The organism is Nonomuraea sp. NPDC049480 (assembly GCF_044465905.1).
Taxonomy (GTDB): domain Bacteria; phylum Actinomycetota; class Actinomycetes; order Streptosporangiales; family Streptosporangiaceae; genus Nonomuraea.
Window position 1 is genome coordinate 159,278 of record NZ_JBITMD010000025.1, and the last position, 18,702, is coordinate 177,979.

Below are 18,702 nucleotides of genomic sequence, written 5' to 3' on the forward strand. Positions count from 1 at the left end.
TCGAAGAGGAGGTTGATTCATGTCATGGAAACGAGTCACCCTCACGCGACCCGGCGTACGTTCCTGACCGCATCGGCCGCCGGCGCACTGTCCACGCCGCTCATCGCCGACTCCGCGTCCGCCACGGTGAACGACGGCCCAGGCCGTCCGGTCCGGCCCCAACGTCCCGGCCGGGAGCTACGCGCGCTGTTACGCGAGGTCGACCCCGCCCGGATCAAGGCGGACGTGCTGCGGATGGTCGCCTTCGGCACCCGGCACACCCTGTCCACCCAGACCGACCCTGTCCGCGGTATCGGAGCCGCCGTGGAATGGCTCCACTCCCGGTTCCAGGAGATAGCAGCCGCCTCGGGCGGCCGGATGACCGTCGAGAAGCAGTCGTTCGTCCAGCCGGTCAGCCCGCGCATCCCCGAGCCGACGACCATCACCAACGTCATCGGCACTCTGCGCGGTGACGCATCGCCCGAGCGGGTGTACGTCGTCACCGGTCACCTCGACTCCCGCGTCACCGACGTCATGAACGCCACCGCCGACGCCCCCGGCGCCGACGACGACGCGTCCGGCGTGGCCGTCGTGCTCGAGCTGGCCCGCCTCTTCGCTACCCGCCGCACCGAGGGCACTCTGGTGTTCGCCGCCGTCAGCGGTGAGGAGCAGGGCCTGTACGGCTCGGCGCACATGGCCGCGCGGCTGAAGGAGGCCGGCGCGGACGTACAGGCGATGTTCAGCAACGACATCGTGGGCGCCAGCTCCGGCTGGGACGGCACCCGCCCCGAACCGCACACGGTGCGCCTCTTCGTGGAGGGCGTGCCGACCACCGAGACCCCCGCCGAGGCCTCGACCCGTCAGTCGGTCGGCGGCGAGAACGACGGCCCGTCGCGACAGCTCGGCCGCTTCGTCAAGAACGTGGCCGAGAACGCCGAGACCGGCATGAAGGTCCGGGTGATCTGGCGACGCGACCGATACCTGCGCGGCAGCGACCACATCTCGTTCATCCGGCAGGGCTACGCGGCCGCTCGCTTCACCGAGCCTCGCGAGAACTATGACCACGAGCACCAGGACGTGCGGGTGGAGAGCGGCGTCCAGTTCGGCGACCTGCCCGAGTTCGTCGACTTCGCCTACACCGCCCGGGTCGCCAAGGTGAACGCCGCGACGCTGTGGTCCCTGGCCCAGGCTCCGGGCACGCCGAAGAACGTCAGGATCAACGCGACGAGTCTGACCAACGACACCACGCTCACCTGGGACCGCGGCACCGAGCCCGACCTGGCCGGCTACGAGATCGTGTGGCGGGAGACCACGTCTCCGGAGTGGACCCACGCCATCGACGTCGGCGACGTCACCACGGCCACCGTCGACCTGGTCAAGGACAACGTACAGTTCGGCCTCCGCGCCGTGGACCGCGACGGCCATCGCAGCCCGGTCGCCTTTCCCCGGGTCTAGATGACGCCCGTTCCCCGGCGGAACGGGCCTGAGACTCAGGCTGACATGTCCTGCCCTCTGACGGGGCCCGTGCTCTGCCGCTCGATGAGAAGGGGGCGAACCTGTGGAAATCTCACGAGCGGGCGGCTCTCCGTTCGGGCGTTCTCGGTCCCGGCTCAGGAGAGGGGAAGGCCCGCCGATATTCGGTGGGCGCTACTCCAAGGTGCGCGGCGAAATGGTGGCGTAGGTTGTTCGCGCTGCCGAGCCCGCTGCATTCGCTGATCTGGTCGATGGGCAGGTCAGTGGTCTCCAGGAGGAGTTGCGCGCGGGCAAGGCGTTGATGGAGCAGCCACTTCATCGGGCTCGTCCCGGTCGCCGCCCGGAGGTTGCGGTGGAAGCTGCGGACGCTCATCCCGGCGCGCGTGGCCAGGTCGTCAACGGTGAGCGGGCGGTCGAGGTTCTCCAGAGCCCAGTGCAGCACGGGGGCGATCCCGTCGTCGGTCACGGCGACGGCGCGTTCCACGAACTGGGCCTGGCCGCCCGGCCGGTGCGCGGGGACCACGAGGCGGCGGGCGAGCTGGTTGGCCACCCGCGCGCCGAGGTCGCGGCGGACGATGTGCAAGCACAGGTCGAGCCCGCCACTGAGCCCGGCGCTGGTGAGCACGTCACCGTCGTCGACGTACAGGACCGAATCGTCCACCTTCACCCGCGGGAACCACTCAGCCAGTTCGCGGGTGTGCTCCCAGTGGGCGGTGGCGGGGCGGCCGTCGAGGAGTCCCGCGGCGGCGAGCGCGAAGACGCCGTTGCAGAGCGAGACCATGCGCGCCCCCGCGGCGCCGGCCCGCCGAAGAGCGCTGATCAGCTCCTCGGGCAGCTCACGGTCGCCGCGCATGTACGACTCCGGCACGACCGGGACGATCACCGTGTCGGCCTTCTCCAGCTCGTCCAGCCCGTACGGCGCGTTCAGTGTGAACCCCGGCGCTGACGAGGACGTCCCCGGGCGCAGGCCGCACAATCGCAGGTCGTACCAAGGGTTCACGAGATCGGTATGAGCCACGCCGAAGACCGCCGTGGCGATGCCCAGCTCGTACATGTCCCACATCGAAATGGTGTCGTCGATCACGACCAGCGCGACAGAACCAGCACTCACGAGTGCACTATATGGCAGCAATTTGGTGGATGTCGGCACTCCTGCCAGTGTCGGCCGGCGTCGCACGCTGCCATCGTGGTGAACCGCCACCACCGAAACGGACAGGAAGAGAACAGACATGGCAGGAACTCCCGTCACGGTCATCGGCATGGGGATGATGGGCCGGGCGCTGGCCACCGCCCTCATGAACGCCGGCCACCCCACGACCATCTGGAACCGCACCCCAGGCAAAGCGGAGGCGCTGGTCGAAGCCGGCGCGAGCGAAGCCCCGACGGTCGGCGCCGCCGTCGCCGCCGCACCGCTGGTGATCATTTGCGTACGGGACTACGACGCCGTACGCGAGCTGCTCGCCCCGGCCGAAGCAGCGCTGTCCGGCCGCGTCCTGATCAATCTCACGTCGGGCGCGTCCGATGAAGCACGTGCGATGGCCGCATGGGCGGCGGAACGCGGAGCCGAATACCTGGACGGGGCGATCATGATGACCCCTCCGGGCATCGGCGCGCCGGAGACGGTCATCCTCTACGGAGGGTCGCCGTCACTGTACGAGACGCACGAGAAGACCCTCGCGGTGCTGGGTGGCGGTACCACGCTCATCAGCTTCGACGTCGGCCTTCCTTCGCTGTACGACGTCGCGCTGCTCGGGATCATGTGGGCGACGTTCAACGGGTTCATGCACGCCGCGGCGCTCATGGGCACCGAGAAGATCGCGGCCACCGATTTCCTGCCGATGGCCGGGGATTGGCTCAAGGGCGTGGCGTCGTTCCTGACGGCGTACGCGCACCAGATCGACGAGGACTCTTACGCTGCCGAGGACGCCACGCTGGAGACCCAGATCCCGCCTGTCCGGCACCTCATCCACGAGAGCCGGATGCGGGGCATCGACGCCACCATGGCCGAGTACACCGAGAAGCTCATCGCCGAGGCGATCAGCCGCGGCCACGCCCTCGACAGCTACGCCCGCATCATCGACCACTTCAGGGCTCCCGCGGCATGAACGTTCAGGCCCTCCACACCATGAACGCCACGTCCTGGGCCGCTCTCGTCGTCGAGGCGGCCGACGAAACCACCGCGATCCTGGAGAAGGGCGCCGACCAGGACTGGACACGTAACGCTGCGGGGCTGGAGTGGACGTGCCGGACCACGCTCGACCATGTCGCCCTGGGCGTCGTCGGCTACGCCGGCCTGCTCATCGCCCGCCCGGCCGACCGGTACATCACCCTCTTCGCCTCGCTCGACCCGCAGGCTCCCATCAGCCACTGCCTGGAGGGAATCAGGATCGCGGCGAACATCCTGGCCTCCGCCGTACGCGAGGCCGACAGCGACGTACGCGCCTGGCATCCATGGGGCCACTCCGACGGCCCCGGCTTCGCCGCCATGGGAGTGGTCGAACTGCTCGTCCACGGCATGGACATCAGCCGCGGTCTCGGGCTCGGCTGGCGGCCGCCGGAGCACCTTTGCGCCCCCGCGGTGCGGCGACTCTTCCCTGAGGCCCCGGGCGGCGATGACGCGACAGAGACCCTTCTGTGGTGCACCGGCCGCGCCGATCTTCCCGGTCATGGCAGCAGAGACCGCTGGCAGTGGGACGGGACCGTCCGCTGAAGACGGTTTCGTATCGGAGTGCTCAGCGCGGCATCGCCCGGGCATGCCGCGCCGAGAGTTCCGCCCATCGCTCGGCGGCACCGGCGCAGGACGACCTGACATTCGTCGCCCTGCACGGGGCCGAGCCCGGTCGGCAGTCCCGTCTCGGATGCGAGTGCGTGGGCCGATCGCATGAACAGGGCGGAAACCCGGCACGGCGAGTATCCCGGAACCGGAGTGCCCCCGCCGGAGGCGTGGTCCGCTTCGGGTAATCGAGGCCTGGAGGTCACGCTCCAGGCATGCGATCATCATGCACATGACTTCGATCAGAAAGGGCCATGCCGCGTAGGCGCCCTTCGGCGGTTCGCACGCGAAGATTCATGTGCGTGACCCACAGACCCTCGATTCATCAGGTTCCCGGTCTCGGACCGCGCCCCATGGCTGCGGTGATCACGCTGGAGCACACCCGGCTGGGGCCGGGTTATGTGGCTGCGGTGCTGCTGGCTTGGACGCGGGAAGTGATTCCCGGCACCTCCACCCGGCTCCTGCCCACCTGCACATGCCCTGGCTGTTGGGAAGACGATCCGCGCGGGGAACTGGAACAGGTACTCATCGCTTTGCCTCGCTGGGCGCGACCGTATCTCTACAACCTGGTGCTCCCCATCGACAGAAGCTTTCTCGCCCGAACGTCGCCGAATCCGCTCGCATCACCTGATTGGCCATGGTGGCGACAGCGGCGGCGCCCGAATTTCTGGGAGAACAATGACTGACCAAAGTCGCTCCATAGCCGGATTGCGGGATCATCGTTGTCCACCCTGTGACGTTATCGGCTACGAACGTCGGCATCACGGTGGCAGCCGCCGGGCCCGGGCCTTGGCGCAGCGAGGTGGCCCAGCTGGCGGGGGTGTCGGTGGAGCACTACACCCAGCTGGAGCGCGGCAGCGTGCGCGGCGCCTCAGAGCGGCTCGGCAGCCCTAGCTCTATTGCACAGCAGGCCGCTGGGCGGAGCATTCAGTCGATGGAACCGACGATGTGCTCCGCCGTGTAGTGAGTCGGTGTCAGGGTGACCCCAGTGGCCCGTGCAGCCAGCGCGATGGCGAGAGCGGTGGAATTCCGCGTGTCAGCCTCCCCATCCAGTGCCATGCCCAGAGCCTGCATATGGGCCAGCAGGCGGTTCGGATCGCTACCGTTCCGATCGCTGGGAAAGAACGGCTCGAAGCTTGTGATCATCACTCCGTCGACGAAGTAGACGAAGTGCTCGTCCATGGTGATGCCCGTAATGAGCCTTGCCACCTCCGTACCCTGAGAGAGGCTCTCTGGGAGCGGCTGGCAATGGTAGTCAACCAGGACCGCTCCTCCGTCTCCCGTCCCCACCGTGGTCGCCGCTCTGCGCGAGCAAGGGTGGATCGAGTCTCAGCAAGGCAAGGGCGGTTCGTGCGTGGGCGGCCGACGATGGCCTCGCGGCGAGCCATTGCGGCAGGATTTAAGGGAGTATCTTCAGGCGCGCAAGGGGGTGCGCTTCGACGCATACGCACTCCACGCCGTGAGCCTTCCGTCGTAGGCTGCGTCTCGCGCGTGATGGACTGGAGGCTGAGGTGGCCCAGACGATGATGGCCGAGGTGATGGCCGAGCTGGCCGAGCTCGAGGACCCGAAGATGCGCGAGGTGAATGAGAAACACGGCGACGATCACGGTGTGAACCTCAGCAAGCTGCGCGCGCTCGCGAAGCGGCTGAAGACGCAGCAGGAACTCGCGTGCCGGCTCTGGGAGACGGATGACACCGCGGCGAGACTGCTGGCGATCCTGATCTGCCGCCCGAAGGCGTTCGAGCGTGACGAGTTGGACGTCATGGTGCGCGCGGCGTGCACACCCAAGGTGCACGACTGGCTCGTGAACTACGTGGTGAAGAAGAACCCGCACTCCGAAGAGCTGCGCCTGGCCTGGTCCGCCGATCCGGACCCAGTGGTCGCGAGTGCCGGCTGGGCGCTGACCACCGAACGTGTGGCGAAGAAGCCCGAGGGCCTCGACCTCGCAGGACTGCTCGACGTCATCGAGGCGGAGATGAAAGACGCCCCGGATCGCCTGCAGTGGGCGATGAACCACTGCATGGCTCAGATCGGGATCGAGCACGCCGAGCACCGTGCCCGTGCAATCGACATCGGTGAGCGCCTGGAAGTACTCAAGGACTACCCGACTCCCCCGGGCTGCACGTCTCCGTTCGCGCCCATCTGGATCACCGAGATGGTGCGCCGACAGCACGATAAGTAGGAAGGTTCGCGCTCACGCTCATGCCGCTGCTCCCTCAGAACGCTTCACCCGATACGAACCGGTTGTGAGGGGCCTCACGTCGCTCTGCCTAATGATCTTTTGCTGCCCTTCCTGTTTGCATCGGGGCGGCGAGTGGATCAGTTCGCGGGACGGTCGGCTTTTGACGTGGAAGTGCTTCTCGATTTGGCGGGCTGCCGTGAAAGCCCGCGATCAGGGACGTACTCCGCCCTCATCGGGGGCAGAGTAGCGTGATTGCATGGAACAGCGAATCACTCTGATCACGCTGGGGGTCTCCGATCTCGCTCGCGCCAAGGGCTTTTACGAGGCCCTGGGCTGGCGGGGGCAAGAAGTCGAGGAGACCGTCTTCTTCCAGGCGGGGGGCCTGGGACTGATCCTGTGGGGTCGCGACAAACTTGCGAAGGACTGCGGCCTGGAGCCTGGGCCGGCGGTCGGTTTCGGCGGGATCGCCCTGGCACACAACGTCCGGTCCGATGCTGAGGTTGATGCTCTGCTCGCAGCAGTGGAGAGGGCTGGTGGGATCATCACCAAGCCCGCGACCATCAACGCCATCGGGTTCTACTCCGGCGCCTTCGTCGATCCGGACGGCCACGCCTGGGAAATCGCGCACAATCCCGGGATCCCCCTCGCCGAGGACGGCACGATCACCCTTCCCGATTTCGGCAGCCTCTAGCGCTCTTTGGCCGGCGAGTGAGGGCCGGCCGAAGAGATGTTCAACCGGCATTCCGCCGGCCACGCCGCTACCTCTTCACGGGGTGCGGTTTCGAGCAGGTCTCCGGCCAGGGCCGTCCTTGGCCTTCCAGCGGCATTTCGGGTCCGGCTTGTGTCGGCGGGTGCCGGCAAAGCACGCCCGAGACCGTCATGCGTGCGGTCGCGACCACGCCGGCCGCGACCGTACGCGAAGATCGATCAAGCTACCTTCCGCTGGACGCACCGGCGACCAGCGGCAGCGAAACCGAAGTACCGGCCAGGTCGACGGTGACCTTGGTCCCGGTGCCGGTTTCGGCGTCGCCGAGGACGGGCTCGCCGAGATCGGCGTTGGTTCCGGTCAGCACCAGGCCCAGCCGGTGCCCTGCCTTGAACTCGTAATCCTGCGCAAGCATTGACCAGGTGATCTGGTACGACTTACCCGGCGTCAGCGGCGTCGAGCGGCTCAGCGACTTGTGGTTCTGCGCGTCCATGATTCCTCGGGAGACCACCTGGAAGCCGGAGGTCACCGTGTTGTCGCCGGCCCTTTGGTAGCAGCCGTCGTCATCCGCCGTGCTCTCGCCGACGCAGTCTTTGCCGTCGATGAGCTTGAGGCCTTGCCCCTTGTTGGGGTCGACGCCGTGGATGCGGGTGTCCTGGCCGTAGTCGACGAGCAGGACGCCCAGGTTGGCGGTCGGCTGGTCCAGCTTGAGGCGCAGGCTCACCGACGGCGTTCCGGACAGCCGCATCGCTTTTTTCAGCGGCGGGGTCAGGTAGGACAGCCGGTTTGGGTTGGTGGTGCCCGGGTCGCCGGCCATCGCGATCTCGGTCTGCTTGGTCTCGAGGTAGCTGCCGGTTCCGGTCGATGGCTTGGCACCCAGTGAGCCGTCCTGCTGCGGTCGCAGGGTCACCGTCCGGGTCGGTGCCGGCCAGTCGGCCTGGGTGATCCAGCGGTCCGGGCCGAGCTGCACGTCGGCGCGCGGCTGCCGCATGATGTCGTTGGGGACGCCCATCAGTTCGTGGTCGAACCACTTGTGCAGGGTGTCGACCCACACCTCGCGGCGGGCCCAGAACGGGTCGAGGTGCCCGTACTGCGTCACCCACACCTTGCGCTCCACCCCGCGGGGCAGCCCGGCCCACCACGTGGAGAACTGGTCGGCCATCACGTTCCGATCGTGCATCCCCACCACCGAGAAGACACTGGCGCGCACGTTGCGCACCTTCGAGATCGGTCCGGTCCGGTAGTCGAGTTCGTGCCAGTAGGCGTTGTAGTTGCCGGTGGCGTCGTCCGAGCCCTCGCTCATGCGCTGGTGCACCGCCGCGCATTTCTCGTCCGGGTCCTCGTCGACCAGTTCGGCCAACCATTCCTGCCCGCCCTTGAAATCCGTGAGGGTGCCGTTCGCGCGCCACATCTCATACCAACTGCTGGGCCCCGCGAGCGGCACGATGGTCTCCAGCCCCCGCACGCCGGTGCCGGCGACCCCGATGGCGAGCGATCCCTCGTACGAATGGCCGATCATTCCGGTACGCCCGGTGGTCCAAGAGGCTTTCACCGGAGCGCCCTTGTCGTCGTAGGCGGTCGCCCGGCCGTTCAGCCAGTCGATCACCGCCTTGCCGCCCAGCACGTCGGACGGACCGCCGGAGGTCGGGCAGCCGTCCGACAACCTGGTGCCGATCATGTCGACGGACACGAACGCGTACCCGCGCGGCACGAAGTAGTTGTCGTAAAACAGCGGAAACTTCGTCAGGTTCCCGTCCGCGTCGTACTTCTTGTGATCCAGCTCGAAGCCGACACCCGGCTGGTCGAAATACGGGCTCTGGTGCATGATCACCGGGACTTTGAGCCCGGAACCGGACTCCTTCGGCCGGATGATGTCCACCCGGACCAGATCCTTCTTGCCGTCGCCGTCGCTGTCGACCGGTGACTCCACCCGGACGTGCTCGCGAATGGCGTCTGCGTAAGAGAAGACGGGCTGCGTGACCCCGCCGGAGATCTCGACCGCCGGCTTCGCCGTCGCGGATGCGGCGGGAGCACTCGCGACCACGAGCGCCGTCGCGACCACGACTGCGGCGAGTAACCCTCGTCGTTGCGAGATAGACATATACCTTCCTTGGGCCTTCGTAACAAGCTGTAGCTGCGCTGGTCGACGTCCCGTCAAGCGGCGTCGAGGGCTTCGGTGATCTTGCGCGCCATCTCGGCCAGGGCGGGGCTGGGCTGGCCCTGGTGGGTGCGGGCGGCTGCGTCGATGGCGACGATGACGGTGCTGCGGAAGTTGCCGGCCTCTGCCGGAGCCTGCTGCTTGAGCAGGCTCATGGCCGCGGTCAGGGCCGGTAGAACGTGGTCGGCCAGTTCGGCCACCGACTTGCCGTACAGCTTGATGTCCTTGCTCTTTGCGGCGAGCACGTGCCCGACCAGGCCGGTCGCCGAAGCCAGGGCGATGGAGCCGTCGGTGGCGATCTTGTGGGGCGAGCCGGCGGCACCAGCGGCGGCCATCAGCGAGACGGCGCCGTACGCGGCGGTCCGCAGGGTGGCCTTGTCCTGGTCGGTCAGGGTGATGGACATGGTGGTGTGCTCCTTGAGATCTGTTGTGGAGGTCTAGATGGCTTAGATCGGGTGGCCGAGGGGATCGCCCCCTCGGGCCGCCCCGGCCTTAGGCGGACAGGGCCAAGACCCGACCCCCGGCGGAAACGTCGACGGTTCGGCCGCCAGGGGCTGCCCGTTGGGTGTCGTGGGGTGAGGGCGGGCCTGCCAGGCGCGGGCGTATCGGGCGCAGGCTCGGTATCAGTCGTCGATCGCCTGGTAGGTCGTGGTCCAGAAGTCGTGGATCAGCTGCGCCGCATTCGGGACGGTCATCCCGACCTGGGTGAGCAGGATTCCGGTGAGCTGGTTGTCCGGGTCGGCGTAGGTCGAGGTGCCGCTTCCGCCGTCCCAGCCGAACTGGCCGATGGGCGCGTAGTCGCCGCGGTAGGTGCGCACCGCCATCCCCATGCCCCAGCCGCCGTGCTGGCCTTGGCCGAAGGACACATGGACGTTGTTGACGGCCATGGCGTGCCGGGCGGCTTGTTGCTCGGGCGTGAGGCGGTTGGTGGTCATGAGCTCGACGGCGGGCCGGGACAGGATCCGCTCGGTCCCGTGCATCCCGCCGTTGAGCAGCATGCGGAAGTAGGCGTGGTAGTCATCGGCGGTGGAGACCAGCCCGCCGCCGCCGCCCGGGAACGCCGGAGGCCGGCTCCACCGTCCACCCGCGGCCTCGTCCCACACGTGGAACTCTCCGGTCTGCGGGTCGGGGGCATAGAGGGTCGGCAGCCGGTCGATCTGGTCGGCGGGCACGTGGAAGGCGGTGTCCTTCATGCCCAGCGGATCGAAGATGCGTTCACGCAGGAACGTCTCAAACGACTGGCCCGTGACCCTGGCCACCAGCACGCCGAGCAGATCGTTGCTGATCTGGTACTGCCAGTGCTCGCCGGGCTGGTGCATCAGCGGGAGCGTGCCCAGGCGGCGCATCCACTCGTCCGGCTCGGGCATCGGCTCCGGCAGATTGGGCGTGAGCCCCTGCTCGAAGATCGCGCCCAGGATCGGAGTGCCCAGCGCCGTCATGTCCATGCCGAGGCCGAACGTGGAGGTCAGCAGGTCACGTACGGTGATCGGCCGCCGCGCCGGCACGGTGTCGTCCAGCGGGCTGTCGATCCGCTTGAGCACCTGCCGGTTGGCCAGTTCGGGCAGCCACGGATCCACCGGGTCGTCCAGCCGCAGCCGGCACTCATCCAGCAGCACCATCGCCGCGGCGACCGCGACCGGCTTGGACGTGGACGCCATCCGGAAGATGGTGTCCCGGCGCATCGGCGCGCCACCGTCATGGCGCATCGTGCCGATCGCCTCAACGTGCGTCTCGCCGCCCCGGCTGACCAGGGCGACGAGCCCGGGAATCTTCCCGGACTCGACATGCCGCGCCAGCACGTCCCGCAATCTGTCCAGCCCCGTCTTGGAGAAGCCGCTGTTGCCGTGTTCCATCATCAATCTCCTTGCGCACAGTGTTCGATCTGCGAGACCCGTCCCGGCGTGGCGCTCATGGCCTCGGCGAGCTGAAGCTCGGTCACAGGACTCCCTCTGCGGCGCCACCGGGCACCCACAAATGTTCGGGAATCTCTGAACGTCTGCGACGGTACATTGCATTTATAAATTCGTCAACAAGCAAAGCGGACGCTCTAGCCTGCTACATTCAGCTAAAGAGCCAAGCATTGCAATGACAATGCTGCCGAATGCAAAGAATGATCATGTGACAATTGCAATGGGGTGCGGGTGAATGCATACTGTGCAGCGGAGTGTGCCGGGGCGCCGAGCTTCGCGCATGTCGACAGATGGGAGCCGAGCACCGATGCCCGGAGGCAGACTGACCGGCCAGGATCGACAGCACATCGCCGCGTGGCTGGCCGAGGGACTCGGATACGCAGAGATCGGCCGGCGCCTGGGGCGGCCCGCCTCGACCATCATGCGCGAGGTCACCCGGAACGGCGGACCCGACGACTACGGGGCGGATCAGGCACACGAGGCCACACGGCATCGTGCGCGCCGACGCAAGCAGGCACAGCCTCCCGCACCGCCGGTTCCCGACAGCGGCCATGGGCGCGATCCCCAAGCGGTGCAGGACTTCGCGCAGTCCTTCACCGATCTCCTCGAACAGCAGGGGCTGCCCCGGATGGTGGCCAGGGTGCTGGCCTGCCTGTACATCACCGACTCCGGCACCCTCACCGCCGCCGACCTGGTCCAGCGGCTGCGCATCAGCCCGGCGTCGGTCTCGCACGCCGTCACCTTCCTCGAACAGCAAGGAATGCTCAGGCGGGAACGAGCTCCCGGCGCGCGGCGCGAACGCTATGTCATCGACGATGAGCTCTGGCTCCGGTCCATGCTTGCAGCGGTGCAGATGAACCAGGCCCTGGTGGCCGCATCCCAGCGCGGAGCCGAGATTCTCGGGGCCACAACCCCTGCGGGTGCCCGCTTCGAGTCCTCCGCCGAACTTCTTCTCCTCGTGAACGAGGCCTTCCGGCAGGTCATGGAGCGGTGGCGGCAGACACAGGCCGCCCGGAACGCCGGGCGACAGTAATGATCTCTCGGCTGATTTCGGCGTGGACCAAGGAGCCGAGCAGCACGATCTGCAGTGGGCCGAACAGCAGGCCGGCCGAGGCCGCCTGGAGGACGAGCTGGGCGATGTCCTGGTCTGCGGAGGTGGCCGCTGCTCCAGTTGCGGCCCTCGTGGGAGCCGGCCACGACGTGCTGGCCTCCTCGCGGGTGAACGGGCGCAACTGGAGCCGTGCCGTTTCGAGCGTGAACATGTTCACCGTCCTCCTCGGATGCCGGTGCGGCGGACGGGTGTGCCGAACCAGCCGGAGAGTGCTTCGCGCAGCGCGGGCGAGGCGGTGTCGGCGGGTTCGTCGATGGTCGCGGCCCAGGCGATGTGAGCGTCCGGGCGGATCAGCAGGGCGTCGGCCGGTCGATCATCGGTTTTGGCGGTGTGGATGTCGACGCGATGCTGCCAGTCTTGGGCGGTCTGGCGAAGGTCGGGGCGGTCGGCGAGGTCGAGGAGGATGGGCCGTGCAGGGTGCATGAGTTCCGCGACGCTGGTCATGCCCTGGTCGGTGTGCAGGGTGAGGTCGGGGGCGAAGGTGCCGGCCAACGCGTGGTGGCCGGGGCCGGGCATCGGATAGCGGATGTCGGTGCCGGCGACCAGCGCTCCCATACGGCGCAGCGGCTGCTCGTCCGTGAGCAGTTCCTGGAAGATTTGCCGCAGTGCCTCGGCGGCAGGGTCGTGCCCGCGCCGTAGCGCCACCTGCGCTCGGGTGTGCAGCATGGTGCGGGCGCCGGCGAGGTGGCGTTCGTCGTGGTAGGTGTCCAGCAGGCCGGCCGGCGCCCAGCCGTGGAGGTCGGCGGCCAGCTTCCAGGCCAGGTTGACCGCATCCAGCATGCCGGCGTTGATGGCCACACCGGTGGCGGGGAACAGATGCGCCGCATCACCGGCCAGCAGGATCCGCCCGTGTCGGTATCGCTCGGCCTGCCGAGCCTTGAAGGTGAACCGCGACAGCCGGATCGGCTCTCCCACGGGCAGATGCACGCCGAGCACGCGACGGACGCTGTCCTGGAGTTCGGTCACCGTCATCGGGGTGTCGTCGTCATATTCGGTGGTTTCATCTTCGATGGTGTAGAGCGAGACCACCTTGGAGGCGGGCGACGAGCCGACTCCGAGGAGACCATGATCCGTCCGGGTGAAACCCGCGCGGATCGTGCCGAAGCCGGGGACGTCGAGATCGCCGTCGCCGAGCACGGTCACCGTATCGGGCAAGGTGACCTGGGCCAGCCGGTTGACCTCCGGATAGGTGGTGCCGGGGAACGGAATACCGGCCCGGTCACGGACCCGGCTGCGCGCGCCGTCGCAACCCACGAGGTACCGGGCGCTCACTCGGTACGGCCCCTCCGTGCCCCGCACGTCCACGGTCACCGCGGCATCGTCCTGGCTGACCCCGACCACCTCGTGTCCGCGGCGGAGGTCGACACCGAGTTCTCCGGCGCGTTCGTCGAGCAGCCGCTCCAGCAGCGGTTGCGGGAGCGGCAGGGCGTGCATCGGGGGATCCGCCAACTGGGTGAAGTCCAGATGCACACCGCCGAACGGGAACCGGGGAGCCGGGACAGGGCCGGTGCAGGCTGCTTCGAACCGTTCCAGCAAGCCTCGGTAGCGCAGCAGTTCCAGGATCTGCCCGCCGAGACCACCGGCTTTCGGGGTGTCGCGGCGCTGCGGCTGCCGCTCCAGCACCAGCGGTCGCACACCGGCCAAACGCAGTTCAGCAGCCAGCATCAGGCCGGCCGGACCGGCGCCCACAATGATCACATCGGCGTCCGTCATCGGCTGCTCCTCTCGAGGGTTTCGTCGTGTCCGCGCGCGGCCCGGTCACCGGCAACGTTTCCGCGGGTTCTGGCTTCGGCCGACGACTCTGCAGCACGACTGAGGTCTGGCCGCGGCGGCCGGGGCATCGGATGCACCACGGTCGGGTCAGCGGGAACAGATGACATCACGAATTGTTTCCTTCCTGAAGCTGTCTGCGGCCACAGAGAACCGCAGACTGGACGGAACGTCCCGTACGGTGCTCTGCCGTATGCAGACCACCCACCAAGCACAAGGAGTCCACCCTCAAGACGTACGGGTCCGAGGTGCTCAGCCCGCCGGCTGAGCCGGCTCGGCCGCCTCGTCAGCCGACCCGGCCTGCCCGCCGCCGAACACCTCCTCGACGAGCCTCTGCGTCGCCTTCTGGAACGCCTCTCCCATGGACAGTGCGGCGTCGTCCACGTAGTTCAGCGAGGCGGTCAGGGTCTTGCCGCCGTCGGGCGTGCTGTACATCAGCCCCGCGTGGCCCGTGATGCCGCCGTTGTGGGTGATGACGGTGCCGCCGCCCGGCGCGTCCTGTACGAACACCCCCAGGCCGTAGCCGGCCTTCGGCTCCGGTGTGCACATCTCGGCCAGCAGCTCGGCCGGCAGCAGCCTGCCGCCCACCAGCGCGGAGATGAACGTGTGCAGGTCCTGGGTGGTGGAGATCATGTCGCCGCCGGTGGAGATCCAGGACGGGTTCTGGCGGGTGACGTCGACCACCTTCTCCTGGCCGTCCTCCTCATACCGGTAGTAGGCGTGGGCGTGCGGCGCGGGAACGTCCGTCGAGGTGTCAGGCGCCACCGTGCCCGACAGCCCGAGCGGCCCCAGGACCAGCCGCTGCATCTCCTCGCCGAGCGAGCGGCCGGTGACCTTCTCGACCAGCAGCCGGGCCAGCACGTAGTTGGTGTTGGAGTAGCTCCAGTCCGTCCCCGGCTCGAACCGCGCCGGCTTGGACAACGCCAGCCGGACCAGCTCCTCCGGCCGGTAGGTCTTGAACCGGCCCTCCACCCACTCCTTGCCCGTGGTGGTGGCGGGGATCCCCGGCACGTACGTCCCGTCGGGGTCGTAGTCGCCGGTGAAGTTGAACACCCCGCTGGTGTGCTGCAGCAGCATCCGCACGGTGATCCGCCGGTCCAGCCCGAACTCGGGCAGGTAGTCATCCACCGGGGTGTCCAGCCCGATCTTGCCCTCGGCCACCAGCTGCAGCACCACGGTCGCGGTGAAGGTCTTGGTGACGCTGCCGATCCGGAAGTGCCCGTCCGCCGGCGGCTTCTCGCTCTGGCCCAGCTCGCGCACCCCGGCGCTGCCGACCCACTCGCCCCGCTCATCGTGCACGCGCAGCGTCACCCCGACGAAACCGGAATCGACCATCTCCTGGATGAGTTTCTGCAACTCCGGGCGGTCCTGCCCGGTCCACGGGGTGAGCTCGTCCTGGTCGGTACGGGTGAGGGACATGATTGTGTGCTCCTTGATCTGTTACGACATTCAATGGAACGGACGGCTGGTGGAAGGCGGTCCTGTTGGCGCCCCGGGGTATCGAAATCGCTCAGGTCGGGTCGCCCGAGGAGATCGCCCCCGGTCTTGAGGCCGCAATCGCTGAACCGTTCATGGCATCCACCATCGCCGACCGCGCTGATACCGGGCCGTTGCCGTCCTGACGCGGCCGCTGACACGACACCGCATGGTCAGCGCGAGGGCTGATCAGCTGGGTCGACGGCTCCGGTGACCTTGCGGGCCATCTCAGAGGGGGCGGGATCGCCACGGTCTGCATCCCGTTGCCGATCACCAGCACCGGCGTGCGCAGGCATAGCAAGCCCACGATCAGCAAACGCCGGGATGGCCGCCGGGCGCGATCCATTCGGTCAGCTCGACGACGATGCCGTTGGGGTCGGTGAGACGCATCAGCCACTCACCCCACGGGTTGCGCCTCAACTGCCCGGTGATGGGTGCGCCCTCGGCGCTCAGGCGCGCGTATTCCTTGGGAAGATCGGTGACCGCGAACGCCACCACCGGCTGGGCGATCCGCTCTCGCGGCCGTTCGAGGTCGCGCTGGTGCAACAGGATGTCGGCGGCCGCATCGTCGCGGCTCAGCCAGGTGAAATCCGGGGTGTCGATCACCTCGTGGAAGCCCAGACAGGTGGTGAAGAAGTGGCGGGAGCTTGCCAGATCGTCGACGGTGAAGACGACCGTTGAGGCGACTATGTTCATGGTTCTTCCCGTGCATGGTTGTTTACCGAGCTTTCCCTCCTATGCGGTGATTCGTCCTTGATCAAGGTTGCCGGTACGGCCTGACCGGGGCAATGCCGGATCTTGCAACGCTGCGTTAACCGCAGACTTCACGCCGGGGAGGACACGCGGGAGATCCGCGACGTCGAGATCTTCCCGCCGACTGGTGTGAGGGCATGGCCGGCGACAACACGACAGTTGACGAGGGCTGTGGACGGTCTCAGCCGGGCAGCGGTCCCAGATCGCGGACGACGCGGGCGAAGGCGCGGATCATGTCGTTCTCCGCATCGCTGCTCCACACCAGCCCGTACGGCAGCGCATCCATGTCGTTGACGGGCAGGTAAACGATGTCGGGGCGGGGAAAGTACGAGGTCACGTGGACCGGGAAGAGGGTGACGGTCTCGCCCAGGACCGTGTGCATGAAGACGTCCTCGAGGTTGTGTACGTTGGCCGTGCGGTCGATCGCCCGGCCCTTGGGGGTGAGCTCCGGGACGTAGTGGCCGAACCAGTAGCCGGGCGCAGACTCGATGACCACGTGCTGGAAATCGCTGACCGTCTCCAGGGAGACCGAGGACCATCGGGTGAGAGCGTGGTCGCCGGCCACGGCCAGCACCCTCGGCTCGGCGAAAAGCAGCGGACCCACCGTGAGGTCGGGCTCCTCGACCGGCAGCCAGGTGACCAGGATGTCGACCTCCCCGTTGCGTAACTGGGCGAACGGATCCCGGTAGCCCGACACCCGCAGGCGCAGCTCCCACTGCGGGTACCGGGCGCGGAAGGTCTCCCAATAGCGGCGCAGCTCCTGAACGTTGATGGGGAACAGGCTCACCCGGAGCGTGCCGGTCTTGCCGCGTGCGGCCAGCCGTGCCCGCTCCAAGGTCTGCGCCAGGCCCTGGTGCAGCTGGCGCAGATCGTCCCGCAACTGCTCACCCAGCCGCGTGAGCCGGACGCTGTGGCTGTTCCTCGCGAAAAGCTCGGCACCGATGGCGCGTTCCTGCTTCTTGATCGCCTGGCTGACCCGGGCCACAGAGACGTGCAGCCGCTCGGCGGCACGGCCGAAGTGCAGCTCCTCAGCCAAGGTCAGGAAGATCTCGATGTCCCGTAACTCCACAAGCCCCCATTTCACCTCTATGTGCCATATGCGGGGAGCAAGTTTGGCATATCAGGCCAAGAGGGAAGGGATGACCACGGCCAGCCCGGCAGCTACCAGGAGCAGGACTGCTTCGCCGCCGACACATCGCTACGACGACATCTGCACGCCGCCATCGGCGTCTCACCACTTTCGCCGTCGTAGCATGGCTGCGATCTTCTGGCCTTCAACGCCGAGGAGAACCTTGTCGGCACCCGGCTCGACGACGAGGCCTGCCGCTCTCTGGCCATGGCTTTCCCTATCGGATCGGCCGGCCACCGATGAGTTCGACGACCGGGCCAGGTCTACCCCTACACACTGCAAGCTGCGCACCTGATCAGGGAGGGACCATGAGCACAAACGCACTACCGCCTGTCGTCGACGCCGACACCTGGCAGCGTCAGCTCGAAGCACTGCGTGCCCGGGAGAAGGCCGCTACCCGGGAACTCGATGCCATCGCGGCCCAGCGCCGCCGCCTGCCGATGGTGAGGATGCCGGACTACACCCTTGAGGGCGAGGACGGACCTGTACGGCTGGCGGACGTCTTCGAAGGCAGGAGGCAGCTGATCGTCTACAACCACATGTGGTTCCCGGGCAAGGAGTGGCAGTGCCCGGGCTGCACGGGGTTCACCTCGCAGTTCACCCGGCTGGAGTTCCTGGACAACTACGATGCCCGATTCGTCATCGTCACCCAGGGCCCGATCGACGAGGCACTCGCCTACAAGCGGCGGGTCGGGAACAAGATGGCCTGGTACTCCACCGCGAACAGCACGTTCGGCGCCGACGTCGGCGCACCGCCCGACGAAGGCTTCGCCGTCAACGTGTTCCTGCGCGATGGCGACACCGTGTATCGCACCTGGCACACCAATGGCCGGGGCACCGAGCAGCTCAGCCACACGTTCGCGCTGATCGACCTGTTGCCGTACGGGCGCCAGGAGGAGTGGCAGGACTCGCCCGACGGCTGGCCGCAGTCGCCCACCTACAGCCGCTGGGCCACCGCCAAGGACGTCGCCGCGCTCTACGGTCCGGATACCGCCTAGGGGCTTTCGTTCGGCTCATCAAGCGGATCGGAGGAAGCCGTGATCAAGCCGCTGCGCCTCCTATCGAGCCGCGACAGGCGCGCCGCCGCCTGTCGTCAGCAGGCCGCGGGGCGCTGTGGAGCGTGCCGGACCGGATCGACCACTTGATCCGGTCCGGCACTGAGGTCTCGAAGAAGTGCTCTGCCACGCGACTGAGTCGGGGAAACCCGTGTGGGGCGCCGGTTCCGGCGTGAAAATGGGGATCGGTGACCGTCTGTGACGTCGTGTGTGCTTGGCGCCGGTT

17 protein-coding genes and 1 pseudogene are annotated in these 18,702 nt (G+C 67.7%); 8 read left to right on the plus strand and 10 right to left on the minus strand.

The genetic code is table 11. The features are described from left to right. Positions 1 to 24: 24 nt before the first annotated feature. Positions 25 to 1,434, plus strand: a complete 1,410-nt coding sequence (locus ACIBX3_RS47445; protein ID WP_397127283.1) for a M20/M25/M40 family metallo-hydrolase — start codon at positions 25 to 27, stop codon at positions 1,432 to 1,434. Positions 1,435 to 1,546: 112 nt separating this feature from the next. Here ACIBX3_RS47445 and ACIBX3_RS47450 read toward each other — a convergent pair whose 3' ends face one another. Continuing rightward, positions 1,547 to 2,563 carry a GlxA family transcriptional regulator gene (locus tag ACIBX3_RS47450; protein ID WP_397127284.1) on the minus strand — a complete coding sequence of 339 codons (1,017 nt, stop codon included), beginning with the start codon at positions 2,561 to 2,563 and terminating at the stop codon, positions 1,547 to 1,549. 109 nt (positions 2,564 to 2,672) lie between these two features. Between ACIBX3_RS47450 and ACIBX3_RS47455 the strand changes: the two are divergent. The 3 genes and pseudogenes from ACIBX3_RS47455 to ACIBX3_RS47465 all read left to right on the plus strand — a co-directional run. Further along, positions 2,673 to 3,557 (plus strand): annotated as a pseudogene (locus ACIBX3_RS47455) (NAD(P)-dependent oxidoreductase); the annotation flags it as partial. Further along, complete coding sequence (locus ACIBX3_RS47460) at positions 3,554 to 4,162, plus strand: maleylpyruvate isomerase N-terminal domain-containing protein (RefSeq protein WP_397127285.1); 609 nt, start codon at positions 3,554 to 3,556, stop codon at positions 4,160 to 4,162. The pseudogene ACIBX3_RS47455 and the gene ACIBX3_RS47460, both read left to right, overlap by 4 nt. A gap of 416 nt (positions 4,163 to 4,578) precedes the next feature. Next, positions 4,579 to 4,911, plus strand: a complete 333-nt coding sequence (locus ACIBX3_RS47465) for a hypothetical protein (RefSeq protein ID WP_397127286.1) — start codon at positions 4,579 to 4,581, stop codon at positions 4,909 to 4,911. A gap of 241 nt (positions 4,912 to 5,152) precedes the next feature. Here the strand turns inward: ACIBX3_RS47465 and ACIBX3_RS47470 are convergent, their stop codons facing one another. After that, positions 5,153 to 5,515 carry a DUF6461 domain-containing protein gene (locus ACIBX3_RS47470; protein ID WP_397127287.1) on the minus strand — a complete coding sequence of 121 codons (363 nt, stop codon included), beginning with the start codon at positions 5,513 to 5,515 and terminating at the stop codon, positions 5,153 to 5,155. A 248-nt stretch (positions 5,516 to 5,763) separates the two neighbouring features. Between ACIBX3_RS47470 and ACIBX3_RS47475 the strand changes: the two genes are divergently transcribed. Both ACIBX3_RS47475 and ACIBX3_RS47480 read left to right on the plus strand, forming a co-directional pair. Continuing rightward, on the plus strand, positions 5,764 to 6,408 hold the full coding sequence (locus ACIBX3_RS47475; protein WP_397127300.1) for a DNA alkylation repair protein: 645 nt from the start codon (positions 5,764 to 5,766) through the stop codon (positions 6,406 to 6,408). 256 nt (positions 6,409 to 6,664) lie between these two features. Continuing rightward, the gene (locus ACIBX3_RS47480) at positions 6,665 to 7,099 is read left to right on the plus strand and encodes a VOC family protein (RefSeq protein WP_397127288.1); all 435 of its coding nucleotides are present in this window, start codon (positions 6,665 to 6,667) and stop codon (positions 7,097 to 7,099) included. Between the two features lie 241 nt (positions 7,100 to 7,340). On the opposite strand, the gene ACIBX3_RS47485 is transcribed toward ACIBX3_RS47480, so the two are convergent. The 3 genes from ACIBX3_RS47485 to ACIBX3_RS47495 all read right to left on the minus strand — a co-directional run bounded on the left by ACIBX3_RS47485 (position 7,341) and on the right by ACIBX3_RS47495 (position 11,125). Continuing rightward, positions 7,341 to 9,272 (minus strand): CocE/NonD family hydrolase, encoded by a 1,932-nt coding sequence (locus ACIBX3_RS47485; RefSeq protein WP_397127289.1) that lies wholly within the window; start codon positions 9,270 to 9,272, stop codon positions 7,341 to 7,343. Next, positions 9,269 to 9,676 (minus strand): hypothetical protein, encoded by a 408-nt coding sequence (locus ACIBX3_RS47490; RefSeq protein WP_397127290.1) that lies wholly within the window; start codon positions 9,674 to 9,676, stop codon positions 9,269 to 9,271. The genes ACIBX3_RS47485 and ACIBX3_RS47490 overlap by 4 nt, the downstream gene beginning before the upstream one ends. A gap of 219 nt (positions 9,677 to 9,895) precedes the next feature. Continuing rightward, positions 9,896 to 11,125 carry a serine hydrolase domain-containing protein gene (locus ACIBX3_RS47495; RefSeq protein ID WP_397127291.1) on the minus strand — a complete coding sequence of 410 codons (1,230 nt, stop codon included), beginning with the start codon at positions 11,123 to 11,125 and terminating at the stop codon, positions 9,896 to 9,898. Positions 11,126 to 11,489: 364 nt separating this feature from the next. Between ACIBX3_RS47495 and ACIBX3_RS47500 the strand changes: the two genes are divergently transcribed. After that, positions 11,490 to 12,215, plus strand: a complete 726-nt coding sequence (locus ACIBX3_RS47500) for a helix-turn-helix domain-containing protein (RefSeq protein ID WP_397127292.1) — start codon at positions 11,490 to 11,492, stop codon at positions 12,213 to 12,215. Here the strand turns inward: ACIBX3_RS47500 and ACIBX3_RS47505 are convergent. The 5 genes from ACIBX3_RS47505 to ACIBX3_RS47525 form a co-directional block, all read right to left on the minus strand. Beyond that, on the minus strand, positions 12,163 to 12,444 hold the full coding sequence (locus tag ACIBX3_RS47505; protein WP_397127293.1) for a hypothetical protein: 282 nt from the start codon (positions 12,442 to 12,444) through the stop codon (positions 12,163 to 12,165). The two genes, ACIBX3_RS47500 and ACIBX3_RS47505, sit on opposite strands and share 53 nt — an antisense overlap. 2 nt (positions 12,445 to 12,446) lie before the next feature. Then, a complete protein-coding gene (locus ACIBX3_RS47510) occupies positions 12,447 to 14,006 on the minus strand; it encodes an FAD-dependent monooxygenase (protein ID WP_397127294.1) in 1,560 nt (519 codons plus the stop codon). Between the two features lie 309 nt (positions 14,007 to 14,315). Continuing rightward, positions 14,316 to 15,482 (minus strand): serine hydrolase domain-containing protein, encoded by a 1,167-nt coding sequence (locus ACIBX3_RS47515; RefSeq protein WP_397127295.1) that lies wholly within the window; start codon positions 15,480 to 15,482, stop codon positions 14,316 to 14,318. A 366-nt stretch (positions 15,483 to 15,848) separates the two neighbouring features. Continuing rightward, positions 15,849 to 16,235, minus strand: a complete 387-nt coding sequence (locus ACIBX3_RS47520; protein ID WP_397127296.1) for a VOC family protein — start codon at positions 16,233 to 16,235, stop codon at positions 15,849 to 15,851. Between the two features lie 238 nt (positions 16,236 to 16,473). Continuing rightward, positions 16,474 to 17,376, minus strand: coding sequence for a LysR substrate-binding domain-containing protein (locus ACIBX3_RS47525; RefSeq protein ID WP_397127297.1), 903 nt, complete (start codon positions 17,374 to 17,376; stop codon positions 16,474 to 16,476). Between the two features lie 353 nt (positions 17,377 to 17,729). Here ACIBX3_RS47525 and ACIBX3_RS47530 point away from each other — a divergent pair, with 353 nt between their 5' ends. Continuing rightward, entirely contained in the window at positions 17,730 to 18,419 is a 690-nt protein-coding gene (locus ACIBX3_RS47530) for a DUF899 domain-containing protein (protein ID WP_397127298.1), read from the plus strand. Positions 18,420 to 18,702: the final 283 nt, after the last annotated feature.